General features: G+C 38.6%; 14 protein-coding genes. 10 read left to right on the forward strand and 4 right to left on the reverse strand.

What is annotated here, in order from left to right:
- Positions 1 to 70: 70 nt before the first annotated feature.
- From bshB1 to B3P23_RS11085, 3 genes are all read right to left on the reverse strand, one after another.
- A complete protein-coding gene (gene bshB1, locus B3P23_RS11075) occupies positions 71 to 796 on the reverse strand; it encodes a bacillithiol biosynthesis deacetylase BshB1 (protein WP_045755641.1) in 726 nt (241 codons plus the stop codon).
- An 82-nt stretch (positions 797 to 878) separates the two neighbouring features.
- Positions 879 to 1,373 (reverse strand): glutathione peroxidase, encoded by a 495-nt coding sequence (locus B3P23_RS11080; RefSeq protein WP_293925894.1) that lies wholly within the window; start codon positions 1,371 to 1,373, stop codon positions 879 to 881.
- Between the two features lie 20 nt (positions 1,374 to 1,393).
- On the reverse strand, positions 1,394 to 2,008 hold the full coding sequence (locus tag B3P23_RS11085; protein WP_260949506.1) for a DUF4294 domain-containing protein: 615 nt from the start codon (positions 2,006 to 2,008) through the stop codon (positions 1,394 to 1,396).
- Between the two features lie 174 nt (positions 2,009 to 2,182).
- Here B3P23_RS11085 and B3P23_RS11090 point away from each other — a divergent pair, with 174 nt between their 5' ends.
- From B3P23_RS11090 to B3P23_RS11120, 7 genes are all read left to right on the forward strand, one after another.
- A complete protein-coding gene (locus tag B3P23_RS11090; RefSeq protein WP_045754787.1) occupies positions 2,183 to 4,399 on the forward strand; it encodes a RelA/SpoT family protein in 2,217 nt (738 codons plus the stop codon).
- An 82-nt stretch (positions 4,400 to 4,481) separates the two neighbouring features.
- On the forward strand, positions 4,482 to 4,970 hold the full coding sequence (locus B3P23_RS11095; protein WP_045754788.1) for a Fur family transcriptional regulator: 489 nt from the start codon (positions 4,482 to 4,484) through the stop codon (positions 4,968 to 4,970).
- A 127-nt stretch (positions 4,971 to 5,097) separates the two neighbouring features.
- Positions 5,098 to 6,375, forward strand: coding sequence for an adenylosuccinate synthase (locus B3P23_RS11100; RefSeq protein ID WP_248753694.1), 1,278 nt, complete (start codon positions 5,098 to 5,100; stop codon positions 6,373 to 6,375).
- Between the two features lie 3 nt (positions 6,376 to 6,378).
- Positions 6,379 to 7,665, forward strand: coding sequence for an aminodeoxychorismate synthase component I (pabB, locus tag B3P23_RS11105; RefSeq protein WP_293925897.1), 1,287 nt, complete (start codon positions 6,379 to 6,381; stop codon positions 7,663 to 7,665).
- Positions 7,666 to 7,732: 67 nt separating this feature from the next.
- Positions 7,733 to 8,389, forward strand: a complete 657-nt coding sequence (locus B3P23_RS11110; RefSeq protein ID WP_293925899.1) for a TatD family hydrolase — start codon at positions 7,733 to 7,735, stop codon at positions 8,387 to 8,389.
- 3 nt (positions 8,390 to 8,392) lie between these two features.
- Entirely contained in the window at positions 8,393 to 9,118 is a 726-nt protein-coding gene (locus tag B3P23_RS11115) for a tRNA threonylcarbamoyladenosine dehydratase (protein ID WP_094772126.1), read from the forward strand.
- A 55-nt stretch (positions 9,119 to 9,173) separates the two neighbouring features.
- Complete coding sequence (locus B3P23_RS11120; protein ID WP_045756454.1) at positions 9,174 to 9,413, forward strand: hypothetical protein; 240 nt, start codon at positions 9,174 to 9,176, stop codon at positions 9,411 to 9,413.
- Between the two features lie 272 nt (positions 9,414 to 9,685).
- Here B3P23_RS11120 and B3P23_RS11125 read toward each other — a convergent pair whose 3' ends face one another.
- Positions 9,686 to 10,015 (reverse strand): hypothetical protein, encoded by a 330-nt coding sequence (locus B3P23_RS11125; protein WP_293925902.1) that lies wholly within the window; start codon positions 10,013 to 10,015, stop codon positions 9,686 to 9,688.
- 176 nt (positions 10,016 to 10,191) lie between these two features.
- Here B3P23_RS11125 and B3P23_RS11130 point away from each other — a divergent pair, with 176 nt between their 5' ends.
- The 3 genes from B3P23_RS11130 to B3P23_RS11140 all read left to right on the forward strand — a co-directional run bounded on the left by B3P23_RS11130 (position 10,192) and on the right by B3P23_RS11140 (position 14,458).
- Positions 10,192 to 13,311, forward strand: a complete 3,120-nt coding sequence (locus B3P23_RS11130; protein ID WP_293925904.1) for a heavy metal translocating P-type ATPase — start codon at positions 10,192 to 10,194, stop codon at positions 13,309 to 13,311.
- A gap of 463 nt (positions 13,312 to 13,774) precedes the next feature.
- The gene (locus B3P23_RS11135) at positions 13,775 to 14,050 is read left to right on the forward strand and encodes a hypothetical protein (RefSeq protein ID WP_293925907.1); all 276 of its coding nucleotides are present in this window, start codon (positions 13,775 to 13,777) and stop codon (positions 14,048 to 14,050) included.
- A 117-nt stretch (positions 14,051 to 14,167) separates the two neighbouring features.
- Positions 14,168 to 14,458: a DUF1049 domain-containing protein gene (locus B3P23_RS11140; protein WP_045756449.1), complete on the forward strand. Its 291-nt coding sequence runs from the start codon at positions 14,168 to 14,170 to the stop codon at positions 14,456 to 14,458.
- Positions 14,459 to 14,607: the final 149 nt, after the last annotated feature.

The following is a 14,607-nucleotide window of genomic DNA, read 5'->3' on the forward strand; positions in this document are numbered from 1 at the left end:
AAAAATGCCGTAAAAGCAAAAGCCGTTTCTTAGTATGATAAAGAAACGGCTTTTATTTGATTATTTTAAATTAAATCAGATGAAATATATCATCTACACCTAATATTTTTTTAACCGTAAATCCTTCCGCATATTTAACCTGTATCGATCTCCCAAATTCTCGAGCACGAGCTGCGGTCGATTCCATAAAATCAGGATTTGAAATGTAAGTCTGAGGTTCATCCGAACCACTCTCCTCACCAGTATAAAACTGCGTCTTATACGCCAAAATTGATTTTTCTTTAATAGCGTAAAAATCGGTAATATCCATCACGATATCCGGTTTAATATAATAATCCTGGATCATCTGCAGTACGAGTCGAGGACGATGCGACTCCTGTAGCACACCATCATAGGAAGTTTCGATCTTACGCAATCCCGATAAAAAACAAGCTTCAGAAACCATATGCCCTGCTCTTCCGTGATCGGGATGGCGATCAGTGATGGCATTGGTAATGATAATTTCAGGTTGATATTGACGGATAGCACGGATTACCGCTAATTTATCCTCTTCACTATTATTAAAAAAGCCATCGCGCAGTGCTAAATTATCCCTTACCGTCAATCCCAAGATTGAGGCGGCATCATTTGCCTCCCGGTCCCTTGTTTCAGCCGTGCCACGCGTACCCAGTTCACCCCTAGTTAAATCTACGATACCTACTTTTTTGCCCTCAGCTACATATTTTGCTATCGTTCCTCCTGCGCCCAATTCCGCGTCATCAGGATGCACAGCAATTACTAATAAATCCAGTTTTATCATGGGAGTATATTTTTAAATGTTTAACCAACTAAATGTAGGCAAAAGTACTAAACATTTTGTTCTTTCTACTCTTTTGATCTTACTCTTCCATCAGTAATTGTTCCACACGCTTTTTCACTTTAGCAGCCATCGGTGAAGTAATGGGATAGAAGTAATCAACGACTTCTCCTTTTTTATTGATGAGGTATTTGTGAAAATTCCAAACAGGCTTACTGTCAATACGGCCATTCTCTTCTCTATGAGAAAGATGTCGGTATAAGGGCGATGCATATTCTCCAGCCACATGTGAGCGTTTAAAGATCGGGAAACTCACTTGTTGATTGATTCGACAAAATGTTTCCAGCGTATAGCCGGTCAATGGTTCCTGTTTTCCAAAATTATTGGAAGGAAAACCCAATATCTCAAAGCCTTGGTTTTTATAGGTCTGGTATAGTTTTTCTAAAGATTTGAATTGTCGTGTAAAAACACACTGGCTCGCGGTATTGACGATCAGCAACACTTTTCCTTCGTAATCAGCTAATGATTTTTCTTGACCATTAAACTGTAAGGCTCTAAAATCATAAACTGTCTTCATAAATTATTTATTGTTATTTTTTAAAAATAGCGTGGATCCCTTCTCGTTTTTTGAAATTCTCTGATGATATTTTCAATTTCAAAATCCTCTCTAGGATCATACGTACTTTTGAGGTTATGTCCAAATATTTTAGCCACTCCCTGATATAAAAATGCCGTCAGTCCGCCTTTCATCTGTTTCACCATTTCATAACTCGAGTGCCCAGTCTGTCTATCAATAAGTTTAATTAAGATTTTCCCCTGTGTGATACTCATGTTTTTAATTTCTTTATTAAACATGGCTTTCACCTCATTTTCACAATTTTCTATTAGTTTCTTTTGTTGTTTTTTATCGGTCTCCAAAGCCAGTTCACGATCCAATTGATCGTATCTTTTTTGAGCAAATATCGCATACGGTAATACTCTTAAGACATTTCTTCTTAATCTCAAATATTCTTTTTTAGCATCCTCCGAAGTCCAGATACGCGGTTTGGAGATTTTTACTTCAGGAATTAAAAACCAAGGCAGTCGCTCACCAGTCTCCAAAGTGGTCATATTGTATTCTTCCAGCACTTCCTGTTCTCCCTCCCCGTAACGAGGTACTGTCAATGCTTGAGCCATCCCTAAAAGAGGAACGAAGAAAAGCAAAAAAAGCATCCAGCGTAAGTTTATTTTGATCATTACAATTTAAAAATTGTCCTTTTTTTGTCAATAGTATTAAAAAATTATTACATTTAATAAAAATAAATTTGGTTTACTACTTATTCCATTAAATTAACATTAACTAATTTAAGAAATGTATTTTTAAAATCATAATGCAACTGCAAGTTTATGAAAGATTATGTGATTGATATAGAAGCAGAAAATAAAGAAATACGTAAAAGATACAGAGCATTACTACGCGCATGTAAACCAACGATGCAACGAGGCGACAAGCAGATGATCAGAAAAGCTTTTGATCTTGCTCTGGATAGCCACAAAGAAATGCGTCGAAAATCTGGCGAGCCTTATATTTTCCATCCAATAGCTGTAGCGCAAATCGCTGCAGAAGAAATTGGCTTAGGGACTACCTCGATTGTATGTGCCCTATTACACGATGTAGTTGAAGACACCAACATTACTCTTGATGAAATCGAGCAGATGTTTGGTAAAAAAGTACGTCGTATCATTGATGGATTGACAAAAATTTCAGGAATTTTTGATCCAAATAGCTCCATGCAAGCGGAAAATTTCCGTAAGATGCTGTTGACATTGGCCGATGACGTCCGCGTGATCTTGATCAAACTTGCCGATCGCCTCCACAATATGCGCACCATGGAGTTTATGGCTCGCGACAAGCAGCTCAAAATCGCTTCCGAGACCAGCTATTTATATGCACCACTCGCCCATCGCTTGGGTTTGTATGCCATTAAGTCCGAGCTCGAAGATCTCTCCATGAAATTTACCGATCCGGATACTTATAAGTTTATCGCACGCAAGCTCAATGAGAAAAAGGCCGAAAGGGAAAAATTCATTGCAGACTTTATCGAGCCGGTACAAGAAATATTACGCGAACAAGGCATCTCGGCACAGATCTTTGGTAGACCAAAATCCATCCATTCCATTTGGAGCAAAATGCGTAAAAAATCTATTCCTTTTGAAGAGGTTTATGATCTATTTGCTATTCGAATTGTCATCGATACAGATGATGAGCGCGAAAAAACGGAATGTTGGAAAGTCTATTCTATCGTTACTGACCTCTATCGTCCAAATCCTGATCGTTTAAGAGACTGGGTATCCTCTCCAAAAGGAAATGGATACGAATCGTTGCATACAACGGTCATGGGACCAAGAGGGCAATGGGTTGAAGTACAGATCAGAACCAGCCGCATGAATGAAATTGCGGAAAAAGGTTTTGCAGCACACTGGAAATACAAAGAGTCAAATTCCGATAGCGGACTAGACCAATGGATTAAAAAAATCCGAGATGTCTTAAGCAATCCTGAGCAAAATGCCTTGGATTTTGTCGATGACTTCAAGATGAATTTATTCTCAGATGAGATCTTTATTTTCACCCCAAAAGGAGCTTTAATTCAGCTTCCCCATGAGGCCACAGCTTTAGATTTTGCATTTGAGATCCATTCCGATATCGGAGCCACCTGTATTGGAGCAAAAGTCAACCATAAATTGGTACCACTCAGCCACGTGCTGCAAAATGGCGATCAAGTAGAGATCATCACTTCGACCAAGCAGACACCAAAAGAAGATTGGTTAAATTTTGTCGTTACAGCCAAAGCAAAATCAAAGATCCGCTCTTCTTTAAAAGAAGAAAGACGTCGCGTAGCCGAAGATGGAAAAGAAATTTTAGAACGCAAGCTGAAAACATTAAAAATTACGTACAATACGGACAATATTAATAAGATCGCTAACTTTCTAAAATTCTCCAGCTCTCAAGATCTGTTTTATAATGTAGCCAAAGGATTGGTCGATATCAAACAGTTACGAGAATTTGTTGCACATGAAAAAAACAACGATGCAACCTTAAGTACACAAAACACACAATTCAACAACCATATTGGTGGACTGGTCGAGAAATTTAACAAAAAGGACCAAGATACCCTATTAATTGGTGACGACCTGCAACAGATAGACTATACACTAGCCCCTTGTTGCAATCCCATACCCGGAGACGATGTATTTGGATTTTTAACCGTCAATGACGGTATCAAAATACACCGCACAAGCTGTCCAAATGCATCTAAATTGATGGCAAATTATGGCTATCGTATTATGAAGGCCAGATGGACCTCCAAAAATGATGTTTCCTTCTTAACCGGATTGCGTATAGTAGGGATCGACGATGTCGGCTTGGTCAATAAACTGACCACGGTGATTTCACAAGAGTTCAACGTCAATATACGTTCACTCAGTATCACGAGCAACGAAGGCATCTTTGAGGGTAACATTATGGTGTTTGTCAATGATATCGCACAATTGGAGAGCTTAATGAAAACCCTTAAACAAGTACAGGGCATCACAACTGTTTCGCGTTATGAATCTGAAAGTTAACATCAGTTTAATATCACATTTTTTTTATCTTACGATAATTGAATCAAAATTGGTAAATTTGTAAAGAATCTTATTGATTAATATGAACTCAGCTGAAAATTACGCAACAGTAAAAAAGATCTTTGAAGCCTACTTAGAGAATAAAAATCTAAGAAAAACTCCAGAGCGATATGCTATTTTAGAAGAAATTTATTCCCGTACGGACCACTTTGACGTTGAGTCATTGTACATCCACATGAAGAATAAAAAATATCGAGTTAGCCGTGCTACTGTTTACAACACATTAGAATTATTAGTTTCCTGTGATTTGGTGACCAAACATCAATTTGGCCGTAATATGGCACAATTTGAAAAATCTTATGGATTTAAGCAACATGACCATGTCATCTGTATCGAGTGCAATAAAGTAGTTGAGTTTTGCGACCCCCGTATTAACCAGATTCAGAGTCTTATGGGCGATCTATTGAAATTTGATATTAAACATCACTCCCTCAATCTTTACGGTATTTGCAATGAGTGTCAGCAAAGTATTGCTGCTGCAAAAGCTAAAAAAGAGGTTATTTCAAATTAATCTGAGGATTGGTAAAATATAATAGTACATTTGTTCAGAAAATGATTTGCTCATTTTTCTGAACATTTTGTTTTTAGATAATTCAAAAAAATTAACATAAATTCTTAATCACAATACTTTAAAAGCTATGCAAGTTGATGTGCTTTTGGGCTTACAATGGGGAGACGAAGGTAAAGGTAAAATCGTTGATGTATTTTGTCCACAATACGATTTAATTGCTCGTTTCCAAGGCGGCCCTAACGCCGGACACACATTGGAGTTTGATAACAAAAAATTCGTTTTAAACACGATCCCTTCGGGTATCTTCAATGAAGGAATTCTTAACCTAATCGGAAATGGTGTTGTTATCGACCCGATTATTTTAAAGAGAGAACTAGACAATTTGAAAACTGCTGGATTTGATCCAGTAGGAAAAGGAAATTTAGTGTTAGCTCGCAAAGCGCATTTAATCCTCCCTACACACCAATTATTAGATGCTGCTTCAGAATCTAAAATGGGTGAAGGCAAAATTGGTTCGACATTAAAAGGTATCGGTCCTACCTATATGGATAAAACAGGTCGCAATGGCCTACGTGTGGGTGATACTACATTAGCAGATTTCAAAGAACGCTATGAGAAACTGAGAGAAAAACACCTTTCTATTTTAGCACATTACGGTGAAATCCCTGATTTTTCTGAAAAAGAAGAAGCTTTCTTAGCGGCGATCGAATTCATTAAAACAATTCCACATGTTGATTCTGAGCATTTAGTAAATCAATACTTGAAGGATGGCAAAAAAGTATTAGCTGAAGGCGCTCAAGGTACTTTGTTAGATGTTGATTTTGGATCATATCCATTCGTAACATCATCCAATACAACTACTGCAGGTGCATGTACAGGTCTAGGTATCGCTCCAAATAAAATTGGTGCAGTATATGGTATCTTCAAAGCTTATGCAACACGTGTAGGTGGAGGTCCATTCCCAACAGAGTTACATGATCAAGTAGGTGAAAATTTACGTCAATTAGGGCATGAATTTGGTGCCACTACAGGTCGTGCACGTCGTACAGGTTGGATTGATATTCCTGCATTAAAATATGCTATCATGTTAAACGGTGTGACCGAATTGATCATGATGAAAGCCGATGTATTGGATACATTTGAAAAAATCCAAGTGTGTACACACTACAGACATGAAGGCAAAGTAATTGATTATATGCCATACGAAATCATCACAAACGAGGCTGAGCCTATTTTAGAAGAAATCGATGGATGGAATCAAGATTTAACAGGAATTACGCAAGAGAGCGAAATCCCAACAGCATTGCAAAACTACATTACGTATCTAGAGAAAGCATTAGAAGTGCCTATCACGTTCTTATCAGTAGGACCAGATCGTAAACAAACATTAAAATTGACTAAATAGTTAATGCGGGTCGAAGACAATTTTGTTATAGATTCAAAGTATAATTTTCATCAAAAAGCGCTGCAATGGGCAGCGCAATTTGATGAAGTAGCCTATCTCCATTCTAACGAACAGACGGATCAATGGAGTGCATTTGACTGTTTAATTGCTGTTCAAGCCACTGAGCAGTACACCTCTACCCATCAGCATAGCCTCGCTGAGGTTCAACAATTCATTTCGGATCATCCCCATACTTATATACCAGGTTTTCTTTCATACGATCTGAAAAATGAAATTGAGCAACTCCAAACCCATCACGTCGATCGGCTGGACTTTCCACTTGCATATTTTTTCATTCCGGCTATTACGATTAAGATCATCGGAAATACAGTATCGATCAGTGCCGAAAAGCCTGATGAAATATTTCGAGCCATTCTAGCCCTTGAAATAAAAAACGAAGCGGTCGGTTTTAGTGGTCAGGTACAGACCAGATGGACCAAGGAAGAATACCTTACAGCATTTAGCAAGATGCAGGATCATATCCAACGAGGAGATATTTACGAGGTCAACCTTTGTCAGGAATTCTATGCAGAGCAGGTCGATCTAAATCCTTTGGCAGCATTTGAAAAACTAAATCGAATCTCCCCTACACCTTTTGCCGCTTTTTTTAAATTTCAGGACAAATATATCCTGTCCGCTTCACCAGAAAGATTTCTTGCCAAACGCGGTAGGCAACTGATCTCTCAACCCATAAAAGGAACAGCAAAGCGCGGATCTACAGATGAAGAAGATCAGCAGATCATAAATCGCATGTTGAACTCTAAAAAAGAAATTGCTGAAAATGTGATGATCGTCGATCTCGTTCGTAATGATTTAACAAGAAGCGCAGTTCCAAAATCAGTTAAAGCAGACCATCTATTTGAAATCCACACATTCAAACTGGTCCATCAGATGATTTCAACAATCACCTGTGAGATCAGCCCCGATGTATCAGATATCGAAGTCATTAAAAATACTTTTCCAGCAGGTTCCATGACCGGAGCACCTAAAATAGCAGCAATGCAGATCTGCGATCAAGTCGAAGCAAATCGACGTTCACTATATGCCGGATCTATCGGTTATTTTGACCCAAATGGTAATTTTGATTTCAATGTCGTCATTAGGACCATTTTATATAATGCCCAAAACAAGTATTTATCCTTTCAAACCGGTGGTGCCATTACTATTCAGGCCAATGCAGAGGATGAATATCAGGAATGCTTATTAAAAGCAAATGGCATGTTGAAAGTACTTGATACCCATATCCAATAAATATCTACACCTTTAGTAGGATAAAATTATCAATCTTCATTTTTTTTTCTCAAATTTGCGCCTGATTATGGCACAGCTCTATATTGACATTCATACCCATCAGCACCGCCCGCCAGAGGCAGATCTCTTTTGTGTATACAACAATATGCTTAACAGTGATCAAGATCATAGTTTTTTTTCACCCCTCACCGCAGGATTACATCCTTGGCATATCGCAGCAGAAGATCCATTTAAAGGTTTACCGCTCCTGGAAGAACTACTCCAAGACCAGGAAATCTTAGCAGTCGGTGAATGTGGTATCGATAAAATAATTCCTGTCCCCATGCAGGTGCAACAAGACGTATTTCAAAAGCAAGTTAGGCTAGCCAAAGAATATGCTAAACCATTGATTATTCATTGTGTACGTGCTTTTGAGGAAGTACAATATATACTAAAAGAAGAGCAATTTGCGGGCAAGAGTATCTTTCATGGATTTAACAAGAATAAACAACTTGCAGAGCAATTATTAAAAAAAGGATATTACCTTTCGTTCGGAGCTTCCATATTGACTGGTAAGCACGATGAAGCACTCGCATCTGCACCCCTAGATCAGCTGTTTTTAGAGACAGACGATGCAACGCTAGATATTAGGACCTTGTATGCCTATCTGGCGCAGTTAAAAAAAATATCTTTAGAAGAACTAAAGAATACTGTATTTAATAACTATCAACTTGTATTTGGATAAAATATGAAAGACTTATCATGGCTATCACGCACAGAAGCATTAGTGGGACGTGAAGCTTTAGAAAAATTGGCAAATTCTCACGTCATGGTTTTAGGACTGGGTGGTGTAGGTTCATTTGCAGCAGAATTTATCTGTCGTGGCGGAGTTGGCAAAATGACCATCATTGATGGTGATACGGTTGATCCATCCAATAGAAATAGACAATTGCCTGCACTGGCAACAAATCATGGTATGTCCAAAGCGCAGATCATGCGCGATCGCTTGTTGGCTATCAATCCAGAATTGGATTTAACCATTATCGAGGATTTTGTTCTTCCCGAAAAAATTTCCGATCTATTAGATCTCAAGCCAGATTATGCCGTAGAAGCCATCGATAGCATTACGCCAAAATTGTTTTTCATCCGTCAGGCCTTAGAAAGAAAAGTTCGCTTTGTAAGTTCAATGGGTGCCGGAGGTAAAATGGATCCCACCAAAATAGAAATCGCCGATATCGGAGAAACGTATAATTGTAAACTTGCCCACCATATTCGCAAAAAACTATATAAGCATGGTATACGAAGTGGCTTCAAAGCGGTATTTTCAACAGAATTGCCAGATAAAGCATCTCTATTATATACGGATGGAAGCAATTATAAGAAATCGGCTTATGGCACCATGTCTTATCTCCCAGCTGCCTTTGGAGGCGCCATCGCATCAGTAGCTCTAAGAGATCTAATTGCTAAAAATTAATGATATTCTCGTCAATATGTACTTAATATATTGACGAGAATATGTAGTTTTGACTATGGAAAAACTTTTAAAGTTAGTTGAAAAGAACAAACTTGCTAATCAGCCAGTTGATGAGTTTTCAATGGTGATCGACGATAAACAAATTGTTCATGGGGTCATTTTTGTCGTAAAAATTGAGAAAAAAACCTTCAAACTTTTCATTCCTGAACCCCACTATAAGGCAGTCATTGATGGCGATGCTAAACCCTTGATCAAAAACATCTTAAAACATCCTGAAGTTATGCTATTTGCATAAAATATTATTAGGCAATGCATTATAAACAGTATATAAACTTTTTGTATTATACTGTTTATATCTCCTTTCCGCATCAAAAATCACTCCCTCACGTTAAGATCCATTGCTGAACATATCTTTTTATTTAAGGCGCTTTTTAAGCGATTTAAAGTATTAAAATATAGTAATAGAACAGAAGTGTAGTATTGAACTCCAGAGACGCTTCAGTGTATTTATTATTGATTATCGCCATCAAGGCAAAATCGGATCAGCTCTACCCCTTGCAGTTGACGCTACTCGATCAAGTTAAAGATCAATAATAAAGAAGTTATAAATAGTACAAACAGGCCCGTTAAAAAGATAATATCTGCAATATTTTCCAATCTTTTAACTTCCCGCAAATGACCTCTTTTCATCGCAATAAAAGAGATGATACAGCTTGCCATAAATATAAAGATCGCAAGGGCAGCACACTCATCAATTAAGCTCTCCTCTGTTAATTTCATCTTTTTTATTGTCGTTAAGACTAAAAAACAAATTCCGATTAAATTGGCCGACGTATTTAATATATGAGAAGTACGTCCTGTACTTTCCCGTTTATCTTGATTATGATTTGTATCCATTGACAATTTTCAATTACAAACAAAGTTACCTATACTTTGTTGTTTTTACGGTTGTTGATCATCCTTTTTAAGCGCGCTTACACTTCAGATAAAATCTTGTAATTTAAACCTCAAATGTTACAGTATAAATTTTTATCCAAACAGGGATATTTGTTTAAGTTAATTTAAAGCAGATTATGAATCAAAAATATCAAATATCAGGCATGACTTGCAATGGGTGCCGCACCCATGTATCGGATAAACTCAATCAAATACCTGGGATCAAAGCGATCGTTACATTAGATCCTGCCGAAGTGATCATTGATAGCGAACAGGCTATTGATATCGAACAATTGAATGATACACTATCCGAGATTGGTGATTATAAAATCAGGGAAACAGTAATTGAAAATAACGAATCTAATTCAACAGAACATAGAAAAGAATATCAAACGATAACCAAAGCAGCAGTTTCACCTTCTGGCAAGTATATCTGTCCCATGTATTGCGAAGGACATGATCATACATACGATGCGGCTGGCTCCTGTCCGGTCTGTGGCATGTTTCTCGTTGCTGTTGAGTCCTTGGTAGATCAGGCAGCAAATCAAGTTGAAATACCCAAAGCTTCCTGCTGTTCGTCAAAAAAACAAGACAATCCAGTAACAGCAACATCTACAGCAGCTTCGGGTAAGTATATCTGTCCCATGTATTGCGAAGGACATGATCATACATACGATGCGCCTGGCTCCTGTCCGGTCTGTGGTATGTTTCTCGTTCCTGTTGAGTCCTTGGCAGATCAGGCAGCAAATCAAGTTGAAGTACCCAAAGCTTCCTGCTGTTCGTCAAAAAAACAGGACAATCCAATAGCAGCAACATCTACAGCAGCTTCGGGTAAGTATATCTGTCCCATGTATTGCGAAGGACATGATCATACATACGATGCACCTGGCTCCTGTCCAGTCTGCGGTATGTTTCTCGTTCCTGTTGAGTCCTTGGCAGATCAGACAGAGGGGCATAGTCATACACAAGCCTCCTGCTGTTCAACACATGAAAAAGTAGACAAACCAAAGGTTACAGCCCAGTCGGCCGGAAAATACTATTGCCCTATGATGTGTGAAGGTGACAAACTGTATGATAAGCCCGGATCATGTCCCGTATGTGGAATGAATTTAGAAAAAATCCCTGAAAAGAAGGCGGCAGTCACCTACAGTTGTCCGATGCATCCAGAAGTCGAAAGCGACAAACCCGGATCATGTCCCATCTGTGGTATGGATCTAGTCGCCAATGCCGCTGCAGAGGAGGTAGATCATACCTATCAAGATCTGAGGAAAAAACTTTGGATTGCCATCTTATTTACGGTACCCTTATTTATACTGTCCATGGGTGAAATGATCCCAGGCAACCCGATTGGTCAGATCATTACACCAAAGATGTCAGGTTGGGTTCAGCTATTTTTAACTATTCCTGTTGTCTTTTATGCCGCATGGATGTTCTTTGAGCGCGCTTGGACATCCTTCAAAACCTGGAATTTGAATATGTTCAGCTTGATCGGTCTAGGAGCAGGAGCAGGTTTTTTATACAGTGTCGTTGCCCTATGTTTTCCATCGCTCTTTCCAGATGAGCTTCTCGGACATCATGGGCAAGTTGCCCTATATTTTGAATCTGTCGCTGTTATCCTGACCCTAGTCCTATTGGGACAGATGATGGAAGCAAAAGCTCATTCCAAAACAAATTCAGCCATTAAAGAACTGATCAAACTATCGCCTGCGGAAGCAAATTTGGTTGAAAACGGTGTGGAGAAGAAAATTTCCGTCGCCGACATTCAGTTGAATCAACTATTACGCGTTAAACCAGGAGAGAAAATCCCAGTAGATGGAGCAATTACATCGGGTTATAGCACCATTGACGAATCCATGTTAACAGGAGAACCCGTTCCGGTAGACAAAAAAGAAGGCGACAACGTGAGTGCAGGAACCATTAATGGGAACCAAACCTTCTTGATGAAAGCCAACCGCGTAGGTGACGACACCTTATTGGCACAAATAATTGAAATGGTCAACAGTGCAAGCCGTAGTAAAGCGCCCATTCAAAAACTGACAGATCGTGTATCCCGTATTTTTGTCCCCGTTGTGATCGCTATTGCCATATTAACGTTTGCCGCTTGGATGATTTATGGCGTCGAATCCAAACTTGCTTTCGCATTGGCCAATGCATTAGCCGTACTCATCGTTGCATGTCCATGTGCATTAGGTCTGGCAACCCCGATGTCAGTGATGGTAGGTATAGGTAAAGGTGCTAAAAATGGTATTCTCATCAAAAATGCAGAAGCACTTGAAAAACTAGATAAAGTCAATGTCTTGGTGACCGACAAAACAGGAACCATAACCGAAGGAAGACCAAGTCTGGAACAGATATTCAGTACCTCCAGCCACACTACTGAAGAACTATTGATACTAGCCGCTTCTGTCAATGCAAATAGCTCCCACCCATTAGCAGAAGCTGTAGTCAAGAAAGCTAAAGAGTCATCATTAACATTCCAGGATACCGATCGTTTTGACACCATCAATGGCAAAGGTGTGATCGGTTATATCGCCAATCAAAAAGTGTTATTGGGAAATGAATCCTTATTAGCAGATGATGGCATCACGATCACCGGTGCAGTCAAAGAACAAGTTGCCGTCGAGCAGCAAAAAGGCCGTACCGTTTCCTATTTGGCTCAAGGTACGACACTGTTAGGGTATTTAGTGATCGCTGATAAAATCAAAGATACCGCAAAACAAGCCATCCATTATTTGATGGATCATGGTGTTGACGTGATTATGTTAACCGGTGATAATGCAAAAACAGCCAAAGCAGTAGCCGATGAGCTGGGTATTAAACACTTTAAAGCGCAAGCACTGCCACAGGATAAATTAATGGAAATCAAAAAGCTACAGCAAGAAAATAAAGTCGTAGCCATGACCGGTGACGGGATCAATGATGCACCCGCTTTGGCGCAAGCCGATATCGGTATTGCCATGGGTACAGGTACAGATGTAGCCATCGAAAGCGCTGAGGTGACCTTACTAAAAGGAGATTTACTAGGTGTGGTCAAAGCAAAAATACTGAGCCACAAATTGGTGAGCAATATCAAGCAAAACCTACTCTTCGCCTTTTTGTACAATGTCTTAGGTATTCCTATTGCAGCCGGTATCCTATACCCTACTTTTGGTATATTGTTATCGCCGATGCTCGCCGCAGCAGCGATGAGTCTAAGTTCAGTATCCGTCATTTTAAACTCTTTGCGACTCAATACGGTCGATATTGATGCGAAATAATTGCCAATACAGACCTGTATCAGGTCTACATGTTTGAAAATAGCCTCTTAAAAAAGAGGCTATTTTTCGTAGTTACATAATGATTTCCTAAGAGAATAAAAGTAATTATAATCATATATTTGAAGCAGCAATTGATAAATAAAACAGTTGATCGATCAGCACTTCCAAAGCTTAAAACAAAGAGTCCTTGTTAATCGTCGAGCAATTACACAAGAGGAATTATTGGAACAATACAGTTTCGGTACGATTGCTGCAAAAAACTTTGACGATACCGAATATGGAAACTAGTTGATGTTTTTTTGGTTTATCCCATCAATATGAGCATTTCCCAGAAAATTAGAGATCGATCTCCTTCATTGTTTAAGATTAATTTGTTACTTTCAACGAAGTATGGGCGCTGAAAGAAGAATTCATCCAGTTTCATATTGAGACGTTATTTCAGATAAATCAATGATGGTAAACAATGAAAATATGGCATTACTTCTTAGGGACCCTGTTGATCTTCGGCTTACTGAGCTGGCTTTCCTATCATAATGGAATGGCTTATGATGGTTTAACTACTATAGGATTTCCGCTTACGTATTACAAGGAAGGTGTTGGACAAAGTTTAGATACTGGACAAATGGAAGGCTTTAGCCATTATTCATTGCTCGCTGTAGTGGCAAATCTAATCTGCTCCTTTCTGACCTACTTCGCTTCACGTTACTTGTTCAACATATGGAAAGATAGAACATCATGAAAAATCAATAAAGTTTAAATTTTAGCGGCTTAAATGATCACTCTGTAATAGCTTTCTTAATCAAGCATATAAAGTATCGCCTACAATGATTATTTTTGACAAAAAATAAAGCGCAAAATGAATTTCAAAACGATCATACTTTTAATCTTAGTCGTCATTATTACGATTTTTTTTATGCAGAATACTGCTCCTGTGGAGTTCTGGTTTTTTGGCAAGCATATTTTTGCGCTTTCCTCTATTATAGCCATCACCCTCTTTATTGGGATCATTATTGGTGCTATTCTATTACGACCAAGGAAAAGAAAGACCGAAGTGATTCAGGTCAATCCCTCTACTACATCAGATATGGACGAAATATCGAGCTCCAAATCAACATTGAGCAATGAAGATCGCGATTATATTTCCTGATTTGTAAAAATTAATTCCCTATAAATGAAAGGACAAGAAGGTCCTTTGCAATTAAATAGTCGTTTTATTTGCACTGTATAGTAGTTTTTTCTACCTTTGCATCACTCCAAACAACGAAGGAAACTTCAAAAAAAGAGTAAGATTCCGTA

Origin of the sequence: Sphingobacterium sp. UBA6320, assembly GCF_002440335.1 — a bacterium.
GTDB lineage: Bacteria > Bacteroidota > Bacteroidia > Sphingobacteriales > Sphingobacteriaceae > Sphingobacterium.

Coding starts and splice junctions, on each gene's coding strand:
- B3P23_RS11080 (WP_293925894.1), bottom strand. CDS start 1,373: ATGAAGACAGTTTATGATTTTAGAGCCTTACAGTTTAATGGTCAAGAA.
- B3P23_RS11085 (WP_260949506.1), bottom strand. CDS start 2,008: ATGCTTTTTTTGCTTTTCTTCGTTCCTCTTTTAGGGATGGCTCAAGCA.
- B3P23_RS11090 (WP_045754787.1), top strand. CDS start 2,183: ATGAAAGATTATGTGATTGATATAGAAGCAGAAAATAAAGAAATACGT.
- B3P23_RS11095 (WP_045754788.1), top strand. CDS start 4,482: ATGAACTCAGCTGAAAATTACGCAACAGTAAAAAAGATCTTTGAAGCC.
- B3P23_RS11100 (WP_248753694.1), top strand. CDS start 5,098: ATGCAAGTTGATGTGCTTTTGGGCTTACAATGGGGAGACGAAGGTAAA.
- pabB (WP_293925897.1), top strand. CDS start 6,379: ATGCGGGTCGAAGACAATTTTGTTATAGATTCAAAGTATAATTTTCAT.
- B3P23_RS11110 (WP_293925899.1), top strand. CDS start 7,733: ATGGCACAGCTCTATATTGACATTCATACCCATCAGCACCGCCCGCCA.
- B3P23_RS11115 (WP_094772126.1), top strand. CDS start 8,393: ATGAAAGACTTATCATGGCTATCACGCACAGAAGCATTAGTGGGACGT.
- B3P23_RS11120 (WP_045756454.1), top strand. CDS start 9,174: ATGGAAAAACTTTTAAAGTTAGTTGAAAAGAACAAACTTGCTAATCAG.
- B3P23_RS11125 (WP_293925902.1), bottom strand. CDS start 10,015: ATGGATACAAATCATAATCAAGATAAACGGGAAAGTACAGGACGTACT.
- B3P23_RS11130 (WP_293925904.1), top strand. CDS start 10,192: ATGAATCAAAAATATCAAATATCAGGCATGACTTGCAATGGGTGCCGC.
- B3P23_RS11135 (WP_293925907.1), top strand. CDS start 13,775: ATGAAAATATGGCATTACTTCTTAGGGACCCTGTTGATCTTCGGCTTA.
- B3P23_RS11140 (WP_045756449.1), top strand. CDS start 14,168: ATGAATTTCAAAACGATCATACTTTTAATCTTAGTCGTCATTATTACG.